This is a genomic window from Candidatus Marsarchaeota archaeon (genome assembly GCA_023473665.1).
Classification (GTDB): domain Archaea; phylum Micrarchaeota; class Micrarchaeia; order Micrarchaeales; family Micrarchaeaceae; genus JAMCYM01.
Map to the genome: position 1 here is coordinate 57,474 of JAMCYM010000003.1, position 23,609 is coordinate 81,082.

The window sequence follows — 23,609 nt, forward strand, 5'->3', positions numbered from 1 at the left end:
CTACATCTTCTTTACTCTGTTTAGGGCCTTGTCGAAGGTCTCAAAAAACCTGTCCCATGAGTAATGCTCCCTGACTCTTGCAATTCCTGCACGGCCTATTTCCTCTGCAGTGCTAGGATGCTCGGCAATGAACCTCATCTTGGCTGCCATCTCCCTTTCGTCGTTTACAAGGAAGCCAGTCTTCCCGTCAACAACGGTTTCCTTTGGCCCGCCCTCGTTCACGGCTATTACGGGCTTGCCGCTTGCCATCGCCTGCAATGGCGTCAGCCCGTAATCCTCATTTATCGGTGGGTAAAGCACCGCAGTAGCATGTGAGAATAGCCTCTTCAGCTTGTCGTCATCTATGTTTGGCAGCACCGATATTCCCTTGATTTTCTTGGCTTCCTCCACAACCTTTGCATAGTAATCGCTGTAAAACCGATCGCCAGAGAGAGCGCCCGCCAATACAAGCTTGTAATTACCTGGCCTGCTCATCCGCCTGAATTCCTTGAATGCCTTTATGGCGAATAGCTGCCTCTTGTTAGGCGAGAACCTTGATGGATAAAGAAAATACTTCTCATCGCTACCGTTTGCATATTCTTTGTATTCAATACCGCCATTGAGGACCTTCGCCTCCCTACCTAGATAGGTGCGAATCCTGCTGCGAGTGTTCTTGCTGTTGGCGAGTATCAGCTCTATCTTGCTTACCATTTTCCTGTCAATGCGCCTCACGAAGTTAAGCCCTATCATGTGGAGGGGCCGCTGGTAAGGCTTCTTCATCGCCATCCTGAATTGGTATAGGTCGTATAGGTCTCTGAGAGGCGTATGGCAGTACCAGAGTACGCGCTCGTTGTTGTTCCTCACCCAGTGGCTCGGTGCGACGTGTGCGTTTATAACGTCATAGTCGTCTTCTAGCTTGAGGTTGTAGAACGAAAGGCCATAGTTAAGTCCCTGGACCACCCTACCATAAGGGAGCAATGCCAATCCCTTTCTCCCAATCACTTTTACGTCCAGGTCTGCGAACTCAGGAAATGTGCCCTCCTTGTTGTATTCCGCAGTGTATATCCTGGCCTTGTAGTGCTGCGCTATCTTCAGCACCACCATCTCTGCGCCGCCCCTGAGCGTAAGATTCGCCTGTGTCATGATGAGCTTCAGCGAAACACCTAATACTATTAAAAGGCAAAGTGCTTTATACTTTGAAAATAAACGCCGTAAATTACTAAGAGTTGGCACAAAATGGACTTGGGAGAGGGGCTCAGGCAGGCCCTTGCGAAGATATCGCGCGCCACAATCATAGACGCGAAGACCATACGAGAGTTCAACAAGGAGCTCCAGAAGACTCTGCTAAGCGCGGACGTAGAGGTATCGCTGGTCTTCAGGCTCACTAAGAACATAGAGGAGAAGGCGCTGAAGAGCAGGCCACCGGCAGGGCTCGCGCCCCGGGATTACATAACAAACATAGTGTACGACGAGCTGGTCGCGCTGATGGGCCCCACCTACGAACCCGAGATAAAGAAACAACGCATACTGCTCATGGGTCTTTACGGTTCCGGTAAGACGACCACCGCGGCAAAGTTGGCGCGCTTCTATCAGGAGCGCGGGCTCAGCGCGGGGCTCATATGCTGCGACGTCTCCAGGCCTGCTGCCTACGAGCAGCTCGAGACGCTGGCCAAGCAGGCGAATGTCGCTTTCTTTGGAATAAAGGGCGAGAAAGACGCATCGAAGATCGCGCGACAGGGCCTTGCAGCGCTCAAGGACAAGCAGGTTGTGATATGCGACACGAGCGGCAGGAATGCGCTCGATCCGGCACTTATAAGCGAGTTGAAGCGTGTCAACGCGGAATTCATGCCCGATAGCAAGATGCTTGTCATAGGGGCCGACATAGGCCAGGTAGCGGGCAAGCAGGCCCGCGAGTTTGACAACGCCGTCAAAATAAATGGCGTTATAATAACCAGGATGGATGGCACTGGCAAGGGCGGGGGCGCGCTGAGCGCCGCCAATGCGGCAAGCGCGCGCGTGCTATTCATAGGCATAGGGGAGAAGCTAAAGGACCTGGAGCCGTTCGATGCCGACAAGTTCATAGGCGGGCTGCTCGGCGTGCCAGACATAGCGAGCCTCGTGGAACATGTCCAGAGCGCGGTAAAGGAGGCAAACATAAAGCCGGAAGAGATTGACATAGAGAAGTTCAACATCGATACCTTCTATTCCCAGCTCAAAGCGCTGAACAAGATGGGTCCGCTGAAGAGCGTCCTTGGCATGCTCGGCGCGCCTGACATGCCTAAGGATCTCGTCGAGCAGAGCGAGGGCAAGCTTAACAAGTACAAGATAATAATAAGCTCCATGACCAAGGCAGAGCGGAACGACGAGCATCTGTTGCACGAGCAGGGGAGAGTGGCGCGCATAGCAAAAGGGAGCGGCATGACGGAAAGGGACGTGCGCGAATTGATATCAGACTTCAACAAGATGAAGCGCTCGTTCAAGATGCTAAAGAACGACCGCAACATGAAGAGGTTCTTCTCGAAGATGGGCGGCTAAATTAGCAGAACACGATATTAAAGAAGAGGAAGAGAAAAAGAAAAAGCAAAACAATCAAATGCTTATCTTTTTCTCTTCTTTCCTTGTGACTTCTTCTTTGCTTTCTTTGCCATTTTTCTCACGTTTAGTAACATTTTTAAGTTGTCACAATAATTATTTAAATGTAGATACATATTGCAGTCGTAGAATGTAAAAGCAAGTGTATTCTGCTACATGATATTTTATCAAAGTATACGATATGGTCGCATTTCAATGCCTGGCAAGAAAGAAAATTTGGAATCAAGGCTCGTCGAGCTGGAATCCGAGTTCTCAAAGACGAAGGACAATAAGGCGACAAACAAGCATCTTGCGAAACTCAGGGCGAAGATAGCGGAAACCAGGCGCGAGATAGTAAAAGCCAGCAAAAAGGCCAAAGGGAAGGGGTTCTTCGTAAAGAAGGGCGGAGACGCGACAGTAGCGCTTGTCGGGTTCCCCAGCACCGGCAAATCGTCCCTGCTAAATGCGCTTACTAAGGCAAACTCGAAGACTGCGCCATACGCATTCACAACGACAGGCATAATACCCGGCACCATGGTCTACCGTGATGCGCACATACAGGTGCTCGACATGCCCGGCTTGATAGAGAATGCCCATACCGGGCTGGGAGACGCGGCTAGCATAACCGCGCAGATACGCGTGGCAGACCTGCTGGTGTTCGTGGTCGAAGTCAACAACACTGCCCAGCTCGATGTGCTGATGGACGAGCTGTCGGAGCTGTCTGTTTACGTGAACAAGCGTAAGCCGGAGGTGCAGATTAACGAATCGTCGTCGTATTCCGGCCTCAGGTTCGAGGTCAACCGCTCCGGCCTGCAGGATGACACGCTTCGCGCAATATTTGCAGGTTTCGGGGTGTATAACGCAACGATACGCATATGGGATGCAATCGGCGAGGACGAGCTTATATCCCTGCTTGCGGGCAAGTCATGCTACAAGAGGGCCATAGTGGCCATGAACAAGATAGATACGAATGCAGGTTACAAGGCCATCGCTCAGGAACTGTCACGACGCCATGGGATAGAAGTTGTGCCTGTCAGCGCCATAGATTCCAGCACGCTGGCCCCTTTGCTGGCAAGCATATACTCGAATTCCGGGCTGATCAGGGTATACCTGAAGCCTCGGCTCGACAAGGAGAGTTCCCCGATAACCGTAAGGTCAGGCTTCACGGTCGGTGAGCTGGCTAGGCGCGTCCATACTGACATCTTGGACGAGATGAAGTGCGCGTATATAGAGGGAAGCAGCGTCAAGTTCTCCAACCAGCGCGTCGGCGCCAAGCATGTGCTTGCGGATGGCGATGTCATCACGTTTATACGGAAGACGTAAAGCGTTTCATGGCAGAGAAAAAGATAAACTATTAAACGAAACGAGCGAAATATGACTGGCGAGTGATCATGTCCATCAAGTACTGGGAATTCGAGGATGCGCCCCTTAAGGAAAAGCTGAAGGGCGCCAATGTGAGGGACGTAGCCAAGATTTTCTTCGATAACGAAACAGAGGCATACCGGTTCGCCGCGCTGCTCCTTGAGGTAAAGAAGCTGAAGAAGCTCAGGCTGAAGGACGTGCCTGGGACTATACCACTTGCTACCGCTAAGCGCTATCTGGATTACGCCGTGCAGCTGGGCCTCCTAAGCCATGAGGGCACGGCGTATGAGCTCACGGACAGGTTCAGCAGGCCGCTGCGCAACATAGCATCGTACATAAAGGCATGGATGGAGTCGCAGGTCATTGACGACCTCTCTGTGCAGTTCCCAAACGCGCGCACAGACAAGCAGGACAAGCGGGGTGGCCGTGCGCTGCACGAGAAGAGCGGGCCCGACGGGATTTGAACCCGCGACCGTCAGCTTTCTTCATACCTGATGAAACTTCTTAGATGGAAGCTTCTTAGAAGGCTGCTGCTCTGTCCAAGCTGAGCTACGGGCCCTAACGCATAAGGTTTGACATCCTAATATTAAAGAATCTTCTAGTATTCTGCATCAGCGCGGTTGCTGCCTCGTCGAATCCGATCCCCTTTACATTGGCTATGATGGCTATGGATTTTTCCACGTCTTTCGGCACCGCATTGTTTACGGGCGAGTCCGTCTCTGCAAGCAAGTTCTGCATTGGCACTGCCTTTATCGCGCGCTTCCTTTTCGACGACTCCATAGGCGGGATCGAGACCATGTAGCCCAGGCCGGCAGCGCGCCTTGCCTGTTCGGCATCGCCCTCGAAGAAATGAAGCTGCACCATTTTCGCGCCCTTCTGCTCTAGTATATCGAGCGCCTCTACCAACGCATTCCTAGTGTGGATGCAAACCGGAAGCCCCAATTCTATTGCCAGGTCTACAAGCCTTTCGAATACGAGTTTTTGCCTTTCCAGCATGCGCCCATCGGTCGCGAACTTCTTATCTATGCCTATCTCGCCTATCGCCACTATTGAGCCACGATTGTCCCTTGCAAGCTGCATGTTCTTTTCCAACTCCGCATCGCTTATTGCGCCAGCGTACTCTGGATGCACGCCTACGGCCGCAAATACGTTTATTCCGTCGCTCACAGCAAGCGTCTTGATGTTCGAGGCCAGGTCAACGCCGTTAGCGACTATCACCTTTACACCATAATCTATGCTCTCCCTGAGCGTCTCAGAACTGAGGCTCTCTATATGACAATGGGCATCCGCCAGTTCTGGCCTGCTTCTCCGCACTTCCAGCCTGTTGACAAGGAGTTCCCTTGACCTGAGCGCCTCTACCATTCCCGTCACACGTAAAGCGTTGTCCCGCAATATATATAGCCCTTTATTGGGCAAAGAGTAACTGCGGCATTGCCGAGACGGCGTTCCGCATCTATGGTGTTGCAATGGAGAGCGTTCAAAGCCGTGAAAGGGCGCTGGTCAGGAAGCAGGATCGCATGCTTACTGCGCTGTTCATAATAGTTATAGCAGGAATAGCGTTCAACGTTTACGCTTTCTACACCACGCAGGGCAAGGTCAACGCACTGGCTGTCGAGGTTCTGTCCCTACAGAACGGCACGGGTCATTCATCCAGCTTTTCAGCGCAATTCACCCAATTCGGCAGCAGGCTTACGAACATAGACCAGCCTCTCAACTCGAGCGAGCTGGCCGTCATAAACAATGCGCCGCAGTCATACTTCGAGACTGCTGGCGCTATGCTGCTCAATGGCAGCATTTCTGACCTAGTGCAAGTCCCAACTGCGAACTCTACATACAAGACGCAGCAATTCACATATGGCGGCAAGCCCAGCGTTATATACATTGGCGCCATATCATGCATATACTGCGGTGAGAACAGGTGGGCCATGGCGCTTGCGCTCGGCCAGTTTGGGAGCTTCACTAAACTGTATAAGGGCTACAGCAGCTTCGGCGACGAGGACGTTCCGACACTCTACTGGACAAATGACAATTACACAACTCCATCTGGCGTCGGCTATGGCAATGGCTATCACAGCAACTACATAAACTTCTTCTCCGCCGACTACGAATCGCCAATAGTGGAGGGCTTCCAGGTGCAGCCGCTAAGCTATTTCGTATCGCTTGCACCCAACTCAACTTATTTGGCAGCTATGTCGTTCATGAACAGCACCAACAAGTTCGAGGGCACACCATTCACCCTGTGGGGCAATGTGCTGTCGCCCGGAGCTGACGGTGTCGTGTTCGGGAACACCACGCCGAGCGGTACTACTCTGCCACTTACCTACATGACGCACGAGCAGGTGCTCAGCCAGTTCAAGAACTTCAATGACAGATTTGCGTGGGGCGAGTATGCAGCTGCAGACGTGTACATAGCATACCTGTGCCCTGCGATAAACAACACGGCAAGCATCTGCTCTCTTCCTGCCATAAAGCAGCTTGAGGCCGATGCGGGTGCAGCGTGATGCGTCTCTATGAACTGCTTAGGAAGGTATACAGCCCGAAATACGTCGCGCTGAACGTTGCGGCATTCGCCGTGTATTACCTTGCAGCCACAAGCATAGCGAAGTTCAGCAGCGGCGTTGTGATCTTCGCCCCGTACTCGAACGTGCTGTTCTATGCAGTGCTGGCAACCGCGTCTGTACTGCTTACACTGTCAGTCTACTCAATACAAAACACCAGGCGCAATGCCGCCAAGTATTCAGCTAGCCTCTCAGGTACGTTCACGGCCATCGGCGGTGGCCTGTTTCTTGGATGCGGCTGCCAGGCGCCAATACTCTTCAGCGTGTTTTCTCTCTTCGTGGGCAGCGCCAATGCGCTGGGGGCCGACGTCTTCATATCGGACTATGAGCTGCCTTTGCTCCTGGCCCTGCTTTTTATAAATGCAGCGATAATATCATACTACCTGTACAAGCTCTCGAGGCCAGAGTGCAGCCTGCCTACAAGCAGGCGAAAAAGGCGATGATATGACGTTGCGAAGGACGCATACCAAGCATTCGATAAAGCCCGGCACCATGGCTGCTCAGACACGCCGATCAAAAAAGCCAATGGGAAGGCAGGCGTCTCAGAGTGCAGCTCGTCACAGGCGCATCCTAAAAAGGCCAGAATCGCAGTTGTCAGCTTATCGGCGCGCATCTTACAACAGCGCGCTCGTATATGACATAGCGCTCGGCGCAGGGCCCGGCAAGAACAGGGTGCCAGAAGAGGCCCTTCTGCTGAACCATCTGCTGTTAAACCTAACGCCATCTTCGTCAACCCTAGCTTACAGGTCTGGCCTCTCGGTAGGCAGCACGCTGTACGAAATCGAGCTGGAGGCGCATCCGCGGCCAACGTATGGCGAGTATGCGCCGTATCTTGTTGAATTCCTTGAGCGCGCAGGTTACCGCGTTACATACAGCATATTCCCCGACCAGTTTGTGTTCAGGCTTCATGGCGCAGGCGTATACCTTGGGGCACGCATACATACGTTCGAGGCTGGCATAATCGCCGGCTTTCTGAGCGCGGCCAAGCACGCATACATAAGCGTGGCCGAGCAAGAGTGCCGCAACGCAGGCGCGCGCGAATGCACATTCACCACCTCTACATCTGCAACTCGCATGTCAATGAGCCGTGACTCAATAAGCCGGTTCGTTGGCCACATGCAAGATATAGCAAGCCGCGGTGCTAGCCAAGGTGGCGCGTTCTCACAGAGCTACCATGCGCTGGTCTCATCAATGGTGCTAGACAACGTCAGCATGGATACGCTGAAGGGCCTGATGGAATACATGGGCTCCTCGTTGAGGACCGGGTTCGACTCGATGCAGGGCAGTAAGCTTGGCAAGGCCAAGTACGTTTCAAATGCTATGAGCACGCTCGGATTGGGCACCCCATCTATTGGAGACATGCGCAAGCTGGGGATAAAGCTGTCGTTCAGCAGGTCGACAGCCAGGCACGGGTGGGTTGAGATATCGGTCGCATTCCTTGACGGTATACTTGGCAAATCTGCGGTCGGCGCCGTCGCCACAGAAAGTAATAAGAACAATCCCTATACAATAACGTTAGCCCGGCGGCCTGAGCCGCGGACCCACTGAAGTCCAACCTGGCTGGTTTTCATGGCACTAGAATTCATGGACAAGATAGGGCGCTTAATCCCTACGATAAAAGGCCCGAAGAACCCTCTTTCGCTCAGGGAGAAGATGTACTGGACTGCCGGCATACTGGCAGTCTATTTCCTGCTCTATAACATCTATGCGATAGGAGTCAACCAGCAGGCTGTGTCGCAGCCCGTGCTCCAGCTCATAAGCATAATATTCGCGGCCAGGATAGGCAGCCTCATAACCGTCGGCATAGGGCCGATAGTCTTGGCGAGCATAATACTGCAGCTTGTCAACGGCTCCGGCATAATCCATCTTGACATGAATGATCCCGTGGTGAAGAGCCGCTTCCAGGCGATGCAGAAGATGTTCGCCATGGGCATAGCCGTAGTCGAGGCCATAGTCTTCGTGATAAGCGGCTACGTGCCTGTAGCAAGCCACAGCATCATACCTATAGTGGTGCTGCAGCTGATCTTCGGGGCATTCACCATAATATTCCTTGACGAAACAATGACAAAATACGGGATAACTTCGGGCATAAACGTGTTCATAGCTGCTGGCGTCTCTTTCGCCATAGTTGCAGGAACCGTAGGAATACTGTTCCCGGAGGCAGCTGCAGCCATAACAGCTGGCGGCGCTGCAGCGCTATCGAACGCCCTGCTGGCCTTCGGCCCGCTCTTCTTCGCCATAATCATATTCCTGGTGAGCATATACGCCTATGAGATGAAGATAGAGCTGCCGTTGAGCTTCGAGCAGCTGCGTGGCGTCGGCGGCCGTTTGCCTATACCTTTCCTGTATGTAAGCGTTCTGCCGGTCATCCTGGCATCATCGCTGGAGCTCAGCTTCACCGTATGGTTCAGGTTCCTGTCTGGCGTCACCGGGCATCTCGCCAACCTTGCCAGGTTCTTCGCTTATTACCAGGCGTCGTCGTCAGGCCCGCAGCTCGCCGGCGGGGTAATATACCTTATATCGCCCTCCTTCCCGCTCCCGTATTCGGCAGCATACGGCGGCATAGGCGGCTACGGCCCCTACTTCAGCTACCTGGCAACGCATGTCAGCGAGCTCTTCCTTCCATGGGGCGGCATGGTTCTGGTGCCGGAATGGATCCATGTGATAATCTACACGTTGGTGCTGATAGGCCTCTGCGTAATTTTCGGCAAGTTCTGGATAGAGATGACGGGTCAGAGTCCCAAGAACCTCGCGGAACAGCTGGGCGACACCGGCTGGCAGATCCCAGGCTTTAGGCGCGACCCACGCATAGTCGAGAGCGTGCTCAACAAGTACATACCAACCGTCACTGTGCTGGGCAGCATCTTCGTTGGCCTACTTGCAGCGCTTGCAGAGATAACCGGCGCCATAGGCACCGGCATGGGCATATTGCTCACTGTCGGCATAATCTACATGCTCTACCAGCAGCTCGAGCAGCAGAATCTCTACGAGACGTATCCGGTGCTCAACAAGATAGCGAAGCAATAGAGCGCCAGCTCTGCCCGAAATAACCAAATGTGCCTTCTGCCGTACAACTAGGGCTCAGAGCTGTCCCACTCTGCGCTTTTGCGCCCTCTTTAGGCGTTTCCTGCGCTTCTTCTTCCATTTCCAGCGCATCCTTCCCTTTTTCTTCCATTTTCTAGGTATGCTTCCCAAACATTTCACCTAAATGCTGCGTTGACGCACGCTCAGGTATTTAAATCTGAAAACGTATTGTCTACCAATCATTAAATACCCTGATGGTCGGTGAAGCGATGCACAAAGGGATCATAGCATACATAATAGTCTTGGCGATAGTCGTGATCATAGGCTATATCAGCACCGATGGCTTCCGCGGCTTCTCCATCAATCCGCTAAGCTCAGTCACGACGAGCACCATACCCCAAAATCACAACGTGTCTTCCACCTCCACGACAACAATACAGTATCTGAACAGCTGCAACGGCACCTATCTATCTCTCAGCGCGCCGAACTCAATCGCGCAGGTATCGTGCAGGTGGACAGGCGGCGCATTGGGCATATGGGTTGCGAGCGGCATGAGCTCGTTGATCCACTTCGAGATACGCGGCGCCAACAATGTCACGTACGTCAACTCGACCGTAAGCCATGACGTCTACAGCTGCACAACGTTCTTCAAGAGTTTCGATGCGAAGGCCCAGAACTACAACATAATCCTAGAGTCGGGCCCATCCGGCGGCACATGCAATTCGTATTCATCGATAAAGCTGAATACCAGCGTTGCTCCGCCGCCTCTCCAGGAATATACGCAGGTCTACAATGGCGACTTCGTCACAGGCGATTTCACAGGCTGGAACATGACGGGCAAGGGCTTCGCCGACGGCCCTATGAACATAACGAAGGCCAATGCCGAGCGCTGCTACATAGGTGCCCCGTGGACAGGCTACAACGGCACTTTCTTCGCCACAACGTTCAACTGCGGGCTGAGCAATGCTCCAGGCAACCTAACCTCGAGCCCGTTCATAGTTGATGAACCGTTCCTGGATTTCAGGCTGGTAAGCCCCCAAGACGATAGCCTTTATGTAGAGATACTGCTTAACGGCACGCCAGTGATAGTAGCGCATTACAACACATACAATGCCACAGCTTTCGGCGCCACTTCGTCATATACGTTCAGGAACGCAACCATACCAATGATCAGCGTGGCTGGCAAGGTAGTCCAGGTGCGCATAGTGGCTGATACGCTCAAGCAGCATAATTACATAGCCATAGGCGACTTCTCGCTGCAGCCGCAGCCCAGCTCAACGCCGGGCGTTGCTGTCAACTACTCTTCGTGAGGCACGACGCCATGCAAGCAATGGCTTCTCCAACCGCCACACAAAAGCCATTTTAAGCTATAATTGCCAAGCAATGTGATCATGATGGCGCTCTTTGTGTACAACACGCTTTCGAGGTCGAAGGAGGAGTTCGTCCCTATCGATGGCATGAACGTCAGCATGTTCGTGTGCGGGCTTACGCCATACGACGACGCACACCTCGGCCACGCCAAGACGTTCATAAGCTTCGCTTTCGTGGTGCGCTGGCTCAGGCGCAGGGGCTTCAAGGTGAAATACGCGCAGAACATAACGGACATAGAGGACAAGATAATAGCAAGGGCCCACGAGCGCGGCATTGACCCGTTCGAGCTGGAGCGCTATTACGAGCAGCGGTTCTTCGAAGACATGGCCGCATTGGGTATAAAGGATGACGTCGACATATATCCGAGGTCGCACGATTACATAGACGCGATACGCGGCCAGATACAGCTGCTTCTTGACAGGGGCTATGCCTATCTTCTTGACGGCGATGTCTATTACAACGTCGCTAAGTTCAAGGACTACACTAAACTTTCAGGCATGAAGCTCGACGAGCTGGAAAAGCACAGGATAGAGCCCAAGGAGGGCAAATTAAACGTCTATGACTTCGCCCTGTGGAAGGCCTCGAAGCCTGGAGAGCCCACATGGGAGATAAAGTTGAAGGCAGAAGGCAAGGAAATAAAGCTCATAGGGAGGCCTGGCTGGCACATCGAGGACACGGCGATGACGCATGAGATATTCGGGCCAAGGTACGACCTGCACGGGGGGGCCAATGAGCTCATATTCCCGCACCATACGAATGAGATAGCGCAGGCCGAGGCAGCATACGGGGTATCACCATTCGTCAAGTATTGGCTGCATTCCGGGGTGCTCAGAGTTGATGATGCGAAGATGAGCAAGAGCCTGAAGAACTTCGTGACGATACGCGAGGTGATGAAGGAGTTCGACGCTGAGGTGCTGAAGCTGTTCACAGCATCGACGCACTACCGGAAGGAACTCAACTACCGGGCTGCGCTCATGAAAGAAGCCCGCCAGAGGCTCAACTACATGTATGCAGCGTTCAGCATATTCTACAATATGCGCGAGGTCCAGGAATCTGCAGGAGATGCAGAGATAAGCTCTATGGCCGACAGGCTTTCTGCTGAATTCTCAGCAGCGATGGACGACGACTTCAACACGCCGCTTGCGCTATCCAGGCTCATTGTCGCAATAAACCAGCTCAGGGCCTTCGCCGAGGAGCACAACGAGGTGGGGCGCGCAGCGAAGTCAAAGATGGTAGCTGCAATTCTCGAATCAGCATCGATATTCGGCATACTGAGCCATGATTCCTACAAGAATTCCATACCGATGGCGGCAGACCGCCTGATAAAGGAGCGCGAACAGCTGAGGAAGAGCAAAAGCTTCGAAGAGTCAGACAGGATACGCGACAAGCTCAAGTCTGATTATGGTATATTACTTGAGGACACCGAATTCGGCACGGTATGGTATAGGGAGGGAGTCTGATGCACCCTGACGACAAGCAGCTTTCAGAGGCCGCAGGCAAGGCAGTAATCATCGAGGCGTCATCCAAGCTCGGCATTGCTGAATTGCACACAGCGCTATCCGCCAATGCAGCAAAGCACGGAGTCGCGCAGATCTTCGATCCAGGCCGCGTGATAAGCCGCACACATATAGCCGGTGCCTACCTGAATGCGCTCTATGCTCTGAGCGAAAGGCGCAACATAGCTAAGAATGCAGCTACGGAAATGCTGCTTTTCGCCGCAATGACCCGCAAGATATCAGATGCGATAGAGCTGGTAGGGGCTAAGAAAAGCTCCGATTTCATACTTTTCTGCAGCGACAGGAATATGCTCAAGGAGGTGTCAGACCTTATATCATCGAGCAAGGAATTCAGGCCTGGCAAATCCAGTTCAGGTCTGGCATCTAGGGCCTTAGATGTAGAGAATGACGACGTCGCGGTGCTGCAGAAGATGGCGCTCTCAAGGCTCTAACTCTCTTTGTATGCGCTGTTGAATATGCCGTATATGCGTGCGGCCTTCTTTTTCCCTATCTTGTCAACCTTGGCCAGCTGCTCGGGCCTGGCATTCGAAATTTTCCTTACGCTGCCAAAATGCGCAAGCAGCGCGCGTGCCAGCTTGGGGCCTATGCCCGGAAGATTGCCTATCACATATTCCTGGAACTGATTGTCGGTGTATGCCCTAAGCCCTCCTTTCAACGAAGGCAGCCGCTCGTCGGCGTACTGCTCCTGGTTGGCTATGGCCTTTATAATCTGCGCGCTTTCCAGCGCGTTCCTGGAAAGCAAAACAGGCATGCCGTACTTTACGTATATCGAGACTATCGCCCCGTATATCGACGTGCGATTCATCCTAAACGAGTCTATGTCGCCCTCGACAAGCAGAAGCGGGGACTGGTACGCTTCCTTGAGCCTGCCGACCTGCTCAAAAAGCCTTCCGCTCACCATAGAGCCCTCGAAGTCAGACACGGACTTGCGCTCTATGCATACGCGGTCAGATACCACATAGTCGCCGACCGGGAGTGTTTTAATCTCAACGCTCATGCTGCTGCTTGCCAGCGCCTCCAAAAGCTCAGCGTTCTTCTCGCGTTGATCGACTATGAGCCTTAGCTCGCGCTCCATTTGCTACGCCTTGGTGAACGTCACGTTTCTTATGGCTACGGTCTCTCCTCCTGAAACCGATACTCCCTGTACGAACAGCAGCGAGTTGCCGAACGGCCCAGATATCAGGCTGGTATTGAAGGCATAGTATGAGAGCCCTGTAGTGACGTTGAAATCAGCCAGTGTCTTGTAAGTGGAATTTGACGTTGGTATGCCTATCGTAAGCTTTGATGTGCCCTGCACGATAGACATTGCCTCGAACCTTACTGTGGTGTTGATGCTGTAGACGCTGCCTGTCGATATCTTATTCCCTATCTGCGTCGTGTTCGCATACGGCGCATATACGAGAAATGGGATGTAGCAGCCCAGCGAGCTGCAGCCGTAAGTGCTTGCAAGCCATAGCAGCTGCTCCGTGCCGTTCACGGCGTAATAATTCGGATATAGGTCTGGCAGGTAAGGATAGACGGCATACGTGCGGTATACGGAAGAGTTTATCGCGCTCGCCGTGCTGAAAGCTATCGTCGTGTTGTCGTTATACACAGGATTGCCGAAAACCCCAAACAGGTAGCTCTCCAGGCCGAGAAGCTCGGCGCTGGTATATGCGTTCTTGTTCACCACAACAAACGCGGTGTTGTAATTGTAGAGGCTGAGTAAGCTCTCTGCCGTCAGGTTCTCGTTGGCAGGCGTCGGATACGTGAAGTTGCCCGATGTTTCCAGGTTCTGCGCCTGTACAGCCAGCGGCACATTGTCAATCAGTAATTGCTGTGTGCTGTTCGAGCGGGTTAAATCACCGCCTACGAGCGGTTTGCCGGATATGGCAGAGTAATATGTGTTCAAGCCTGGGTAAAGGTCAGGCATTTGGCTTGCTTGGTCGGCAAGCGCAGGCAGTGCAAGCACGCTGAAGTTGCCCTTGAGCGCCGCTAACTGATGATACAGCTGCGGGACTGCGGCATTCGAGGATACGAGTTGCGCGAATGAGTGCGTTAGGCCTATGCCCGGTGCTTCCACTATGAAGAGCACGGTGACTATGCAGGTGGCAAGCAAGGCCCTGCCCTTAGATGAGCGTGCATGGGTTTCAATGAGCTTGACGAAGCCCAGCGATGCGAGCATCGCCGTAGCGATGCTGAATATCATGAAGAACCTGCCCGGCTCCCTTATTATGTTGAATATGGGCAGGCCTTTGTAGAGCAGGTAAATGCCTGGTATGTGCGTCACGGCTCCGCCTATCTGCACGTACGGGCCCAAACTCAGCCATCCGAATACGATTGCTATCCCGAGCCAGAGCTTGTACAGCCTGCGCTCCCTGTACATCCCATATGCCGCAAGCGCTATCACCGTATAACCTATATAGCCGATGCGTTCCGTCGGGTCGTACGAGAATATGCCAGAAAAGTAGCTCGTGCTGCCGTTCACGTTGAATATGCCGTTGAAGTAGCCGGGCACAAAGAAGGACGCTATTGGTATGCTCCACAGCTCATTGTTTGATGCAGTGTTCAGGTAGCTCGCCTGCTGCAGCCCTCCTTCTGCAGACACGCCGTGCAGTATCGGCACGAAGCCCCATGCCCCGAATATGAATGCCACTACGATTGCCACTACGATTCCGATCCACAGATTCCTGCGCACGAGCAGCTTTCTGGTGCTCTTGCTTATGACATATGCGATTAGCACGGCCGCGAGCAGCAGCAAGACCATGAGCCCCTGCTCTATGTCGCCCATGAAAACCGTAAGCACGAACGCTATGCCCAACCCGACAGCGCTGAGATACCTGCCGTCGCCTTTGAGCATGCGCATGAAGAAATAGAGCGCAAGCGGTGCCCACCCTATGACTATCCAATCGATGTGCGCATATGCCTGCGCTACGTGGAAGGCACTGAACGCGAATACGAGCCCCGCGATGAACGCTGCGTATGCGTTGTTTGTCACGTACTTGGCAAGAACGTACATGCACAGCCCCGATATTACGAGTCCGAGCACAAGCATGGCGTTGTACGCAGCAGGCAAGCTTATCGCCTGGAATGGCGCGGTCACTATAGCGCCTATCGGCGACATGGTCTGGTAGATCAGGTTTGCGCCAAGCGGATAGAATAGCAGGTTTGTGCTCCAGATGCTATGGCCCTGCGCGACAGCGTGCACGACCCACCATATGTCCCAGAGATTCTGATAAGTGTCTCCGCCAAAGCCTGGCGCATAGGTTGTGAAGTGCGCCATTACCGGCGTGAACACCACAAGCGTAATAAGGAAGTAAGCGAACGCCGCATACACGTCTTCCATCCTTACATGGCGCGAAACGCCACGCAGGAAGCCTTTTGCCGCATTTCCGCTGCCCTTCCTCTGCCTTGCCGTGCCGTCTGCTGCGCCATGCACTGCTCCGGCCGGGCTCCCCGTCGCACCATCGCTCCTTATTTCAGCTTCGCCTGCCATCTATACATCTCATTGCTGCAAGAACCGCATTATAATAAAAGCAAGAACTCATTAATTTACACCTATAAAGGTTTTTATTGATGATGCAGCTGGCAGGTTAATTTAAATTTATATGCAGAAAGTCGAAGCAGCTACAGGAAGTGGGTATTTGGTCAATGCATCGAGCATGGAGGAGGAAAGCGCTCTTGACGTCGGCGTGCGCACTGCTAGCACTGCCAGCTTCGTGCTTGCCGGCAAGATAGTCTCATTCGCGCTTGGGGCTCTGACCGTCATAGTAATAGCGCGCATACTGGGCCCGAGCATCTACGGCATATACATACTTGCGGCTGCTGTCGCCGGCCTGTTCGGCTCGGTTGGCAGCATGGGCATAGCCACGGCTTTCAGCAAGTTCGGTGCCGAATACAGGGCGAGGCGCGAGCTGAATAAGGTCAGCGAGCTGGCCTCGAACGGTCACGCTGTGCTGCTTGCCGCAGGCATAGTCCTGGTGCTCATAACCATGGCTGCGAGCGTGCCAATCGCATCGTACTCATTGCACAATCCTCATGACGCGTACCTGCTGCAGGTGATATCGCTCAGCATACTGGCATCTATGCTTATGGGCGCCGGCTATTCGATGCTCATAGGCATAGGCAGGGCCTCTCATGCCGCGGCAGTCTCGATGACGGCGTCGGTGCTGCAGGCCAGCGTCGGCATATCGCTGGCAGTGCTGGGCTTCGGCGCGTTGGCTCCAGTGCTAGGGCTTGTGGTAAGCCAGGTCGGAGGCTACTTCGTTGCCATGGTGCTCCTTATACTCAGAGACGGCATATCTCTTGGCATGCCAACACTTGCAGGCATGCGCAAGCTGCTCTCGTTCTCCATGCCGGTTGCGCTCTACAATGTTTTTGGATCCGCGGTGAGCAGCGTCTCGCCACTCGTCCTAGGCATTTTCGCCACGACTGTCGTGCTCGGCAACTTCGGAATAGCGTCAAATACTAACGCGTTCTTCGACATAATTCTTGGCTCTATAACCATCACGCTGCTGCCTACGTTCTCTTCTACGCTGGTCAATTCGAAGCTGCGCTCGCGCATAGGCGAGTTCTTCAACTACTCGCTCTACATGGCCTTCCTAATGGTTACCCCTCTCATAATATTCGTCGCGGCCCTCGCAAAGCCAGTATCTTACGTTGCATTCAGCGGGCAGTACACGCTCGCGCCGGTCTACATAAGGCTGGTGGCGATAGGTCTGCTGATAAGCATAGCGGGCTCGTATGCCAGCACCCTCCTGATAAGCGCCAGCGAGGTGCGCAGGGTCATGAGATACGGCGGCCTGATCGCCATTGTGCAGCTGGCCCTCCTGTTCGTGCTGGTGCCGGAGTTCAAGGGCATCGGCCTGATCACGCTGCTCTTCATAATAACGCCGCTCGCGGGCGACATCCTATACATAAGCGGCATAGTGCGCGTATTGAAGGTGCGTTTCTCTCTCGGCAAGCTTTCGCGGGTCTTCCTGGCCAACGTCATCAGCATAGCCCCGGCCCTCCCGCTCAGCATCCTATGGGGCGGCAACTACATCCCGCTGCTAGCGACATCCGCTGCGGCGATGCTGCTGCTGTACACGCCGGTATTGGTGCTCGTAGGCGGCATATCCGAGAGCGACCTCGGGAGAATACGTGCGGTATCATCGAACGTACCCGTCGTCGGCAGGATAATAAACGCGCTGCTGGCTTACGGCTTCTTTGTAGGATGAGCCTGCATTGCATTACTTATGAACTCGACGAACAGCGGGGCCGGTGCCTCAGGCCTGGACTTTAGCTCCGGATGCGCCTGCGTTCCAATGCCGAAATGGCCCTTCCATTCGATAATCTCAACGAGCCTGTTGTCGGGGGTGGTGGCGCTTATCACAAGTCCTGCATTCTCTAACCTCTTTCGATATGCGTTGTTGAATTCGTACCTGTGCCTGTGGCGCTCGTAAACCAGAGCCTTGCCATAGGCCTTCCTTGCCATCGTGCCCTTGGTTATCTTCGAAGGCCATGCGCCAAGGCGCATTGTGCCTCCCTTCTGCCTTACTGTAAGCTGGTCCTCCATTATGTCTATGACTTTGTGCTTGGCCTTTGGATTGAATTCTGAAGAGTTGGCGTCTTTCAGCATGCATACGTTCCTTGCGTACTCAATCGTCATGAGCTGCATGCCCAAACACAGGCCTAGGAACGGCACACTGTGCGCCCTTGCATAGCGTATCGCATTGATCATGCCCTCTATGCCGCGGTTGCCGAAGCCTCCGGGCACCAGCACGCAGTCGCTGGCGCCAAGCCTCTTTGCTATAGCATCGTCGCCAATGCCCTCGAGCTCCTCCGATTCTATCCAATCCAACCTGAGCGAGGCGCGGTTCGCCACTCCTGCATGCACGAGAGCTTCTTTGACGCTCGCGTACGAATCGTGCAGGCCGACGTACTTGCCCACTATGGCGACATTGACAGGCTTCCCCCCATTCTCCTCAGCGCTCCGAGCATAGCCGTTCCAACGCTTTAACGCCTCGTTGTCGAGCTTCAGGCCCTCGAACCCTAGCTCATGCAGGATCTCCTTGTCCAGCCTCTGCGCCATGAAATGTTGCGGCGTGGAGTAAATGCTCTTCGCGTCGTGGTCGTCTATTATGCGCTCCTTTGTCAGGTTGGAGAATAGCGCTATCTTGTCCCTGGCAGAGTCGCCAAGCTGCCTCTCTGACCTGCAGACTATGAAATGCGGCTGCACGCCGCTCTGCATGAGGCTCCTAAGCGCTATCTGCGTCGGCTTGGTCTTTTGCTCGCCGACAGTGCCTAGCTCGGGCACGTACACGACGTTCACGAACACCGTAGTGTGCCTCAGCGCCAGCTGCCTCATCGCCTCCACGAAGTAGCTGTTCTCTATGTCGCCCACTGTGCCGCCGACCTCTATGAGCATCACGTCCAGCCGGTTCCTCTTCGATACATCTTCTATCTTCTCGAGTATAAGGTCAGTGAGATGGGGTATTATCTGCACGTCCCTCCCTAAGAAGTCCCCGTTTCTTTCTTTCTTTATTATCTCGCTGAAGAGCTTGCCGCCCGTCATGGAGAAATCCTTCGTCATGCTCACGTTAAGGAAGCGCTCGTAGGTGCCGAAGTCCATGTCGACTTCGCTTTTGTCGTCGAGCACATATACCTCGCCATGCCTGAACGGGTTCATGGTCCCGCAGTCGTAGTTCAGGTAGCCGTCGAACTTCATCGGCATGGCCCTCAGGCCGTGCATTGCAAGCATCTTGCCCAAAGAAGCAGTCACTATCCCTTTCCCTATCCCGCTCAGCAGCGAGCCCATCACTACTATGTATTCGGTTGGCATAAGCGTATTGTGCAATAGATTAAAAAAACCTTGCGCTGCGCCAACATTATTTTAGCTTGTTGCGCCAAACCAATTGCATGGCAGATGATGCGTTGGCCAACGGCAAGGCACGTGTGTTCATTGGCGTTGAGCTCACGCGGGAACTCAGCAGATCCGTACATTCTGCTGCTTTGGCACTTTCCATGCCGGGCGTGAGCATAGTCCAGGAAGAGAACCTCCACATAACGCTCGCCTTTCTCGGCGACACGAGCGCGCAGGTGCGCGAGCGCATAACGTCGTTGCTGTCGGATCTTGAAATAACCCCATTCCTAATAACGGTGCGCGGGTTCGGCACGTTCGATGCAAAGAATCCCCGCGTCGTGTACGCTGGCATCGGAGAAGGAAGCAGAGAGCTGATTGAGATATACGACAGCATGCTCCCTGTGCTGAAAGACATTGGCATGCATGTCGAGGAGCGTGCCTACTCTCCGCACATAACGGTAGCAAGACTGCACCGCAGGCTGGGCAAGTCCTCCGCAGAAAGGCTTTTCGCCGCAATCGCATCTGTGCATGAGCTGGGCTCCATGCGAATGCCCGGCGTAAGCCTGATACGCAGCGAGCTTAACCAAAACGGCGCGACTTACACACGCTTATTCCTCAAGGCCCCTTCGCCATGAGCGAGCGCCTGAACTGGTCCATCGTGAGCCTGTTCATGAGTTCGCCCGGCCTGTATAACTTGTCCTCGATGAGCACGTTGAAGCTCATGCCCTGCTTGGCATCGATTGCCACGTGTCTTGTATCTGTGCCGAAAAGGTCCGCTTCGACGACCGGTGCATGCAGCGATGCCAGGAAAGCGATGGCTTTCGAGAGCGCCCCTGTGTCCTGGCCGTCCTGGAGGCCTATGAGCCTCGCCTCGAGGTTTGGCTTTCTGAGCCCTGCCACGAAGCTCCTGAGCCGGCTCTCTGCTTTGCTGTAGTCAGAGAAAGTCCTGGCGCACGCCAGCGAGCAGGTATTTACGTCGTATATGCTGAGCATCAGGTCGTACGTTAGGTCCTTGCATGCGAGGTAGCGCCTCAGCCCCGAGCCTTCGCCCTCGTATCCAGTAGATTCCATTCCGTCAGTGCCTATGTAAAGCGCATTATCGAACGCCTCGATCTTGGAGCGCGACGCGTGCGGCCGCTCCTTTGAGCACATGCGGAGCGCCTTGCCCGAGCCGCCTTGCGCTTCCAGCGCCTCAGCCAGCTCTTTTTCGAAGCCCACCCTGCCACCTGACACCTTTATAAATATTTTTACCACAATCTATACTTGCTGATTGCTCCTTAATCAGTTCCTATTGTGCCGTATAGTTATTAAGTATTTATTCGGCGGATCGCCTATGCAAAGATGACCTAATGGAGATAAAGATAGAACCCATGGAAGAGAACGCGAAAACGTTCAGATTCAGGCTGAAGGGCGCAAGCCCATACTATGCGAACGCATTGCGCCGAGCCGCAATAAACAGCGTAAGCACATTCGCCATAGACACGGTGACGTTATACGAGAACACCAGCGCACTTTTCGACGAATACATAGCGCACAGGATAGGGCTGGTGCCGATAGTTACCCCGTCCAAGGGCTATACCGACAAGGACGAGATACTGTTCTCCATTGAGGCCGAGGGCCCGTGCACAGTCTATTCGAAGGATCTCGAGAGCCGCGACAAGGAGGTAAAGGTTGCCATCCCCGGCATACCTATAATAAAGCTGGCCAAAGGCCAGAGAGTCAGGCTGGAGGGCAAGGCCCGCATGGGCACTGCCTTGAGACATGCCAAGTTCCAGCCAGGGCTTGTGACCTACGAAGAAAACAATGGCGTTTATGAATTCACCGTCGAGGCCTTCGGGCAGATGCCGCCCAGAGAAATAGTTAATAAGGCTTGCGAGGCAATTAAGGAACAGATAAAGGATGTCGAGAAATTCGCTAAGAAGATTTGACGCGGGGGTGGCAGAGCATGGCCAAATGCGCAGGACTGAGGATCGTAATTTTTAGCGAAATTATGTTTAGAACTCCTGTGTCTTTAGAGACTGCATGGGTTCAAATCCCATCCCCCGCATAACGAAGTGAAACGTATGAAGCTGAATGTAGAGAGGAGCGACGTGAAGAGCTGGCTGGCCACCCTGGCGGATGCGCAGGGCGACGCCAAGAGAGCCAAGCTCTGGAAGCGGCTCTATAAGCTAACGGCCAGGCCCACGCGCAGGCGCGTCGAGGTTGACCTCTACAAGATAGACAAAAATAGTAGCTCTGGCGATAACATAATAGTGCCTGGCAAGGTACTCTCTGCCGGGGCGCTTAGCCATCCGGTCTCGATAACCGCGATAGCGTTTTCAGGCAGCGCCACTGAGAGCCTTAAGGGCTCCAAGTGCGAGATAGTTGCGCTTCCTGAAATGATGAAGCGCAGCAGGCTGAAAATAATAATATGAGTGCTTACATGGAAACAAAGCCGGAGCGGAAGGTTGAAGTGTATGACGCCAGCGGAATGGTGCTCGGCAGGCTTGCCAGCATCGTCGCGAAGCAGCTCGTGCTCGGCAAGAACGTCGCGGTGGTCAACGCCGGCAGGGCCGTGATAAGCGGAAAGGCCGGCGTGCTAGCCAGCAGGTACCGCACAAGGCTCAATCTGAAGGAGAGCGAGAACCCTGAGCACTCGCCCTACTGGTCAAGAAGGCCAGACATGCTTGTGAAGCGCATAATCAGGGGCATGCTGCCATACAGGCGCCCGAAGGGCAAGGAGGCATACAGCAGGCTTCGCGTGTTTACCAACGTGCCCGAGGGGCTTAAGGGAACGAAGCCTGTCGAGCTGGAAATGAAGAACCCAGCGCACATATACACAGGGTACGTGACTGTAGGCGAGCTCTCCAAGCTTCTAGGATACAGGGTCAAGTGATGTTGATGGTTGAAAGCGCAGTTGATGCAATGAAGGACGCGCAAGTCGGGGTGCAGCCGCCAGCGGCAGCGCCGCAGGCCGACGAGCCGAAGCCGGCGCAGAAGAAGCCGAGCAAGCGCGCCGCGAAGCCGCAGGTTGTATTCGCAAAGAGCAAACGGAAGGAGAGCGTGGCGCGGGCGTCAGGCCGCAAGGGTTCCGGCTCGATACGCATCAACTCAAAGCTTATAAGCGTCTACGAGCCAAAGGAGCTGCGCGCGATCATGCTCCGGCCGGTCTACGTGTCTGACATGACTAAAGAGCTTGCGCACAAAATAGACATAAGCGTCAATGTGAGCGGCGGTGGAGTGAGCTCGCGGGCGCAGGCCGTCAGTGGCGCAATAGCCAGGGTCATAATGGGATTCTCCAATGGCGATACCGTCAAGAAGGAATACCTGCGCTTCGACAGGAGCCTGGTAATAGACGACCCGAGGCGCGTAGAGCCGAAGAAGTTCAGGGGCCCGAAGGCAAGGGCTAGGACACAAACCTCTTACAGATGATGTTGGTGATTGAATGATGATGCCGGTGAGGTGCTTCACGTGCGGCGCGGTCTTGGCTGACCGCTGGGAGGAATACGCCAAGCGCGTCAACGTCGAGCACGAGGATTCAGCAAAGGTGCTCGATGACATGGGCATAAAGCGGTACTGCTGCAGGCGCATGTTCATAAGCAACGTCGAGCTCATCGACGAGTTCATGGAAACGGGAAGGAAATGATGGCGCTAAGGAATCAATTAACACGGGGCCGTCTGCTAGCTTGGCTAGGCTTCTGCCTTGGGGTGGCAGCGACCCGAGTTCAAAAGGCGTGCCTGAAAATCTCGGCGGCCCCATAAGGTGCTGATATGGCTGAAGAAGAATTCATAGCGAACCAGAACGACTATCTGGAGGCTGGCATACACATTGCGACGAAGGTGAAGAGCCCCGGCATGGAGCGCTTCATCTACAAGGTAAGAGAAGACGGCCTCTACCTGCTAGACCTCGCGACGATAGACTCGAGGATAAAGATAGCGGCGACGATGATAGCTAGATACGACCCCAAGGACGTGATAGTCACTGCCTCGAGGATATATGCTATAGCTGCAGCTGAGAAGTTTGCGGAGATAATACGCGTGAAGTTCATACGCGGTCGCGTAACGCCCGGCATTTTCACCAATCCGCTGCGCGAGGACTTCACGGAGCCGAAGCTGCTGGTCATAAGCGACTCGCGCAACGAGAAGCAGGCCGTCAAGGAGGCAAGCATGGTCGGCATACCTATAGTAGGTCTGTCTGACACTGACAACTCCACAAAGTTCATAGACCTGATCATACCGGCCAACAACCGCGGCAGGCGCTCCCTCGCGTTCGTCTATTTCCTACTGGCCAGAGAGGTGCTCAAACAAAGAGGGGAGATAAAAGACAACGACGAGTTCAAGCACCAGGTCGGGGACTTCGAGCTCAAGAGCGAAATCCAGCAGAAGACGTCGCTCTCTGCTCCTCAAGACTGATTCTGCTTCATG

Annotated in this window: 24 protein-coding genes and 3 tRNA genes; 19 read left to right on the forward strand and 8 right to left on the reverse strand. The window is 54.0% G+C overall.

The features are described 5' to 3' along the window. A complete protein-coding gene (locus tag M1158_03030) occupies nucleotides 1–1,122 on the reverse strand; it encodes a glycosyltransferase (GenBank protein ID MCL5100066.1) in 1,122 nt (373 codons plus the stop codon). A gap of 93 nt (nucleotides 1,123–1,215) precedes the next feature. Here M1158_03030 and M1158_03035 point away from each other — a divergent pair, with 93 nt between their 5' ends. Both M1158_03035 and M1158_03040 read left to right on the forward strand, forming a co-directional pair. Further along, nucleotides 1,216–2,514: a signal recognition particle receptor subunit alpha gene (locus tag M1158_03035; GenBank protein MCL5100067.1), complete on the forward strand. Its 1,299-nt coding sequence runs from the start codon at nucleotides 1,216–1,218 to the stop codon at nucleotides 2,512–2,514. 252 nt (nucleotides 2,515–2,766) lie between these two features. Then, the gene (locus M1158_03040; protein MCL5100068.1) at nucleotides 2,767–3,873 is read left to right on the forward strand and encodes a 50S ribosome-binding GTPase; all 1,107 of its coding nucleotides are present in this window, start codon (nucleotides 2,767–2,769) and stop codon (nucleotides 3,871–3,873) included. A gap of 484 nt (nucleotides 3,874–4,357) precedes the next feature. Here M1158_03040 and M1158_03045 read toward each other — a convergent pair. Together M1158_03045 and M1158_03050 are read right to left on the reverse strand one after the other, a co-directional pair. After that, nucleotides 4,358–4,471 (reverse strand) — tRNA-Arg (locus tag M1158_03045). Further along, nucleotides 4,471–5,274, reverse strand: a complete 804-nt coding sequence (locus tag M1158_03050; protein ID MCL5100069.1) for a TatD family hydrolase — start codon at nucleotides 5,272–5,274, stop codon at nucleotides 4,471–4,473. The genes M1158_03045 and M1158_03050 overlap by 1 nt, the downstream gene beginning before the upstream one ends. A gap of 104 nt (nucleotides 5,275–5,378) precedes the next feature. Here M1158_03050 and M1158_03055 point away from each other — a divergent pair, with 104 nt between their 5' ends. From M1158_03055 to M1158_03070, 4 genes are read left to right on the forward strand one after another with little or no spacing between them, the layout of a single operon-like run. Further along, nucleotides 5,379–6,413 (forward strand): DUF929 family protein, encoded by a 1,035-nt coding sequence (locus M1158_03055; GenBank protein MCL5100070.1) that lies wholly within the window; start codon nucleotides 5,379–5,381, stop codon nucleotides 6,411–6,413. Then, nucleotides 6,413–6,913 (forward strand): hypothetical protein, encoded by a 501-nt coding sequence (locus M1158_03060; protein ID MCL5100071.1) that lies wholly within the window; start codon nucleotides 6,413–6,415, stop codon nucleotides 6,911–6,913. Before M1158_03055 ends, M1158_03060 begins: the two co-directional genes overlap by 1 nt. A gap of 1 nt (nucleotide 6,914) precedes the next feature. Next, a complete protein-coding gene (locus M1158_03065) occupies nucleotides 6,915–8,018 on the forward strand; it encodes a hypothetical protein (GenBank protein MCL5100072.1) in 1,104 nt (367 codons plus the stop codon). A 21-nt stretch (nucleotides 8,019–8,039) separates the two neighbouring features. Then, nucleotides 8,040–9,497, forward strand: a complete 1,458-nt coding sequence (locus tag M1158_03070) for a hypothetical protein (protein MCL5100073.1) — start codon at nucleotides 8,040–8,042, stop codon at nucleotides 9,495–9,497. On the opposite strand, the gene M1158_03075 is transcribed toward M1158_03070, so the two are convergent. After that, on the reverse strand, nucleotides 9,475–9,645 hold the full coding sequence (locus M1158_03075) for a hypothetical protein (GenBank protein MCL5100074.1): 171 nt from the start codon (nucleotides 9,643–9,645) through the stop codon (nucleotides 9,475–9,477). The two genes, M1158_03070 and M1158_03075, sit on opposite strands and share 23 nt — an antisense overlap. Before the next feature lie 118 nt (nucleotides 9,646–9,763). Between M1158_03075 and M1158_03080 the strand changes: the two genes are divergently transcribed. The 3 genes from M1158_03080 to M1158_03090 all read left to right on the forward strand — a co-directional run bounded on the left by M1158_03080 (nucleotide 9,764) and on the right by M1158_03090 (nucleotide 12,813). Further along, on the forward strand, nucleotides 9,764–10,804 hold the full coding sequence (locus tag M1158_03080; protein MCL5100075.1) for a hypothetical protein: 1,041 nt from the start codon (nucleotides 9,764–9,766) through the stop codon (nucleotides 10,802–10,804). An 81-nt stretch (nucleotides 10,805–10,885) separates the two neighbouring features. Next, the gene (cysS, locus tag M1158_03085) at nucleotides 10,886–12,325 is read left to right on the forward strand and encodes a cysteine--tRNA ligase (GenBank protein MCL5100076.1); all 1,440 of its coding nucleotides are present in this window, start codon (nucleotides 10,886–10,888) and stop codon (nucleotides 12,323–12,325) included. Further along, complete coding sequence (locus M1158_03090) at nucleotides 12,325–12,813, forward strand: hypothetical protein (protein ID MCL5100077.1); 489 nt, start codon at nucleotides 12,325–12,327, stop codon at nucleotides 12,811–12,813. The genes cysS and M1158_03090 overlap by 1 nt, the downstream gene beginning before the upstream one ends. Here the strand turns inward: M1158_03090 and M1158_03095 are convergent. Both M1158_03095 and M1158_03100 read right to left on the reverse strand, forming a co-directional pair. Next, nucleotides 12,810–13,457: a helix-hairpin-helix domain-containing protein gene (locus tag M1158_03095; protein MCL5100078.1), complete on the reverse strand. Its 648-nt coding sequence runs from the start codon at nucleotides 13,455–13,457 to the stop codon at nucleotides 12,810–12,812. The genes M1158_03090 and M1158_03095 overlap by 4 nt on opposite strands. Nucleotides 13,458–13,460: 3 nt before the next feature. Continuing rightward, on the reverse strand, nucleotides 13,461–15,857 hold the full coding sequence (locus tag M1158_03100) for a hypothetical protein (protein ID MCL5100079.1): 2,397 nt from the start codon (nucleotides 15,855–15,857) through the stop codon (nucleotides 13,461–13,463). 112 nt (nucleotides 15,858–15,969) lie between these two features. Here M1158_03100 and M1158_03105 point away from each other — a divergent pair, with 112 nt between their 5' ends. Beyond that, nucleotides 15,970–17,580 carry an oligosaccharide flippase family protein gene (locus M1158_03105; GenBank protein ID MCL5100080.1) on the forward strand — a complete coding sequence of 537 codons (1,611 nt, stop codon included), beginning with the start codon at nucleotides 15,970–15,972 and terminating at the stop codon, nucleotides 17,578–17,580. Here the strand turns inward: M1158_03105 and M1158_03110 are convergent. Further along, nucleotides 17,559–19,184: a CTP synthase gene (locus M1158_03110; GenBank protein ID MCL5100081.1), complete on the reverse strand. Its 1,626-nt coding sequence runs from the start codon at nucleotides 19,182–19,184 to the stop codon at nucleotides 17,559–17,561. The two genes, M1158_03105 and M1158_03110, sit on opposite strands and share 22 nt — an antisense overlap. Before the next feature lie 77 nt (nucleotides 19,185–19,261). On the opposite strand from M1158_03110, the gene thpR reads away from it, so the two are divergent. Next, on the forward strand, nucleotides 19,262–19,840 hold the full coding sequence (gene thpR, locus M1158_03115; GenBank protein ID MCL5100082.1) for an RNA 2',3'-cyclic phosphodiesterase: 579 nt from the start codon (nucleotides 19,262–19,264) through the stop codon (nucleotides 19,838–19,840). Here thpR and M1158_03120 read toward each other — a convergent pair. After that, complete coding sequence (locus M1158_03120; GenBank protein MCL5100083.1) at nucleotides 19,821–20,459, reverse strand: hypothetical protein; 639 nt, start codon at nucleotides 20,457–20,459, stop codon at nucleotides 19,821–19,823. The two genes, thpR and M1158_03120, sit on opposite strands and share 20 nt — an antisense overlap. Nucleotides 20,460–20,554: 95 nt before the next feature. On the opposite strand from M1158_03120, the gene M1158_03125 reads away from it, so the two are divergent. From M1158_03125 to rpsB, 8 genes are all read left to right on the forward strand, one after another. Further along, nucleotides 20,555–21,133, forward strand: coding sequence for a DNA-directed RNA polymerase subunit D (locus tag M1158_03125; protein ID MCL5100084.1), 579 nt, complete (start codon nucleotides 20,555–20,557; stop codon nucleotides 21,131–21,133). Nucleotide 21,134: 1 nt separating this feature from the next. Further along, nucleotides 21,135–21,252: transfer RNA gene (locus tag M1158_03130), tRNA-Leu, on the forward strand. 16 nt (nucleotides 21,253–21,268) lie between these two features. After that, nucleotides 21,269–21,619: a 50S ribosomal protein L18e gene (locus tag M1158_03135; GenBank protein ID MCL5100085.1), complete on the forward strand. Its 351-nt coding sequence runs from the start codon at nucleotides 21,269–21,271 to the stop codon at nucleotides 21,617–21,619. Nucleotides 21,620–21,627: 8 nt separating this feature from the next. Next, nucleotides 21,628–22,080 carry a 50S ribosomal protein L13 gene (gene rplM / locus M1158_03140; protein ID MCL5100086.1) on the forward strand — a complete coding sequence of 151 codons (453 nt, stop codon included), beginning with the start codon at nucleotides 21,628–21,630 and terminating at the stop codon, nucleotides 22,078–22,080. A 5-nt stretch (nucleotides 22,081–22,085) separates the two neighbouring features. Next, entirely contained in the window at nucleotides 22,086–22,616 is a 531-nt protein-coding gene (gene rpsI, locus M1158_03145) for a 30S ribosomal protein S9 (protein ID MCL5100087.1), read from the forward strand. A gap of 16 nt (nucleotides 22,617–22,632) precedes the next feature. After that, on the forward strand, nucleotides 22,633–22,830 hold the full coding sequence (locus M1158_03150) for a DNA-directed RNA polymerase subunit N (protein ID MCL5100088.1): 198 nt from the start codon (nucleotides 22,633–22,635) through the stop codon (nucleotides 22,828–22,830). Between the two features lie 24 nt (nucleotides 22,831–22,854). After that, nucleotides 22,855–22,943, forward strand: a tRNA-Pro gene (locus tag M1158_03155). A gap of 12 nt (nucleotides 22,944–22,955) precedes the next feature. Then, nucleotides 22,956–23,597 (forward strand): 30S ribosomal protein S2, encoded by a 642-nt coding sequence (gene rpsB / locus M1158_03160; protein ID MCL5100089.1) that lies wholly within the window; start codon nucleotides 22,956–22,958, stop codon nucleotides 23,595–23,597. Nucleotides 23,598–23,609 lie beyond the last annotated feature (12 nt).

Excerpts from the sequence above, each read along its gene's own strand:
- M1158_03040 (MCL5100068.1), top strand. The coding sequence starts at position 2,767 with ATGCCTGGCAAGAAAGAAAATTTGGAATCAAGGCTCGTCGAGCTGGAA.
- M1158_03100 (MCL5100079.1), bottom strand. The coding sequence starts at position 15,857 with ATGGCAGGCGAAGCTGAAATAAGGAGCGATGGTGCGACGGGGAGCCCG.
- M1158_03060 (MCL5100071.1), top strand. The coding sequence starts at position 6,413 with ATGCGTCTCTATGAACTGCTTAGGAAGGTATACAGCCCGAAATACGTC.
- M1158_03050 (MCL5100069.1), bottom strand. The coding sequence starts at position 5,274 with ATGGTAGAGGCGCTCAGGTCAAGGGAACTCCTTGTCAACAGGCTGGAA.
- M1158_03080 (MCL5100075.1), top strand. The coding sequence starts at position 9,764 with ATGCACAAAGGGATCATAGCATACATAATAGTCTTGGCGATAGTCGTG.
- M1158_03065 (MCL5100072.1), top strand. The coding sequence starts at position 6,915 with ATGACGTTGCGAAGGACGCATACCAAGCATTCGATAAAGCCCGGCACC.
- M1158_03035 (MCL5100067.1), top strand. The coding sequence starts at position 1,216 with ATGGACTTGGGAGAGGGGCTCAGGCAGGCCCTTGCGAAGATATCGCGC.
- M1158_03055 (MCL5100070.1), top strand. The coding sequence starts at position 5,379 with ATGGAGAGCGTTCAAAGCCGTGAAAGGGCGCTGGTCAGGAAGCAGGAT.
- M1158_03125 (MCL5100084.1), top strand. The coding sequence starts at position 20,555 with ATGGAGATAAAGATAGAACCCATGGAAGAGAACGCGAAAACGTTCAGA.
- M1158_03070 (MCL5100073.1), top strand. The coding sequence starts at position 8,040 with ATGGCACTAGAATTCATGGACAAGATAGGGCGCTTAATCCCTACGATA.
- M1158_03105 (MCL5100080.1), top strand. The coding sequence starts at position 15,970 with ATGCAGAAAGTCGAAGCAGCTACAGGAAGTGGGTATTTGGTCAATGCA.
- M1158_03150 (MCL5100088.1), top strand. The coding sequence starts at position 22,633 with ATGATGCCGGTGAGGTGCTTCACGTGCGGCGCGGTCTTGGCTGACCGC.
- rpsB (MCL5100089.1), top strand. The coding sequence starts at position 22,956 with ATGGCTGAAGAAGAATTCATAGCGAACCAGAACGACTATCTGGAGGCT.
- M1158_03090 (MCL5100077.1), top strand. The coding sequence starts at position 12,325 with ATGCACCCTGACGACAAGCAGCTTTCAGAGGCCGCAGGCAAGGCAGTA.
- M1158_03030 (MCL5100066.1), bottom strand. The coding sequence starts at position 1,122 with ATGACACAGGCGAATCTTACGCTCAGGGGCGGCGCAGAGATGGTGGTG.
- M1158_03075 (MCL5100074.1), bottom strand. The coding sequence starts at position 9,645 with ATGGAAGAAAAAGGGAAGGATGCGCTGGAAATGGAAGAAGAAGCGCAG.
- M1158_03110 (MCL5100081.1), bottom strand. The coding sequence starts at position 19,184 with ATGCCAACCGAATACATAGTAGTGATGGGCTCGCTGCTGAGCGGGATA.
- rpsI (MCL5100087.1), top strand. The coding sequence starts at position 22,086 with ATGGTTGAAAGCGCAGTTGATGCAATGAAGGACGCGCAAGTCGGGGTG.
- rplM (MCL5100086.1), top strand. The coding sequence starts at position 21,628 with ATGGAAACAAAGCCGGAGCGGAAGGTTGAAGTGTATGACGCCAGCGGA.
- cysS (MCL5100076.1), top strand. The coding sequence starts at position 10,886 with ATGATGGCGCTCTTTGTGTACAACACGCTTTCGAGGTCGAAGGAGGAG.
- M1158_03095 (MCL5100078.1), bottom strand. The coding sequence starts at position 13,457 with ATGGAGCGCGAGCTAAGGCTCATAGTCGATCAACGCGAGAAGAACGCT.
- M1158_03135 (MCL5100085.1), top strand. The coding sequence starts at position 21,269 with ATGAAGCTGAATGTAGAGAGGAGCGACGTGAAGAGCTGGCTGGCCACC.
- thpR (MCL5100082.1), top strand. The coding sequence starts at position 19,262 with ATGGCAGATGATGCGTTGGCCAACGGCAAGGCACGTGTGTTCATTGGC.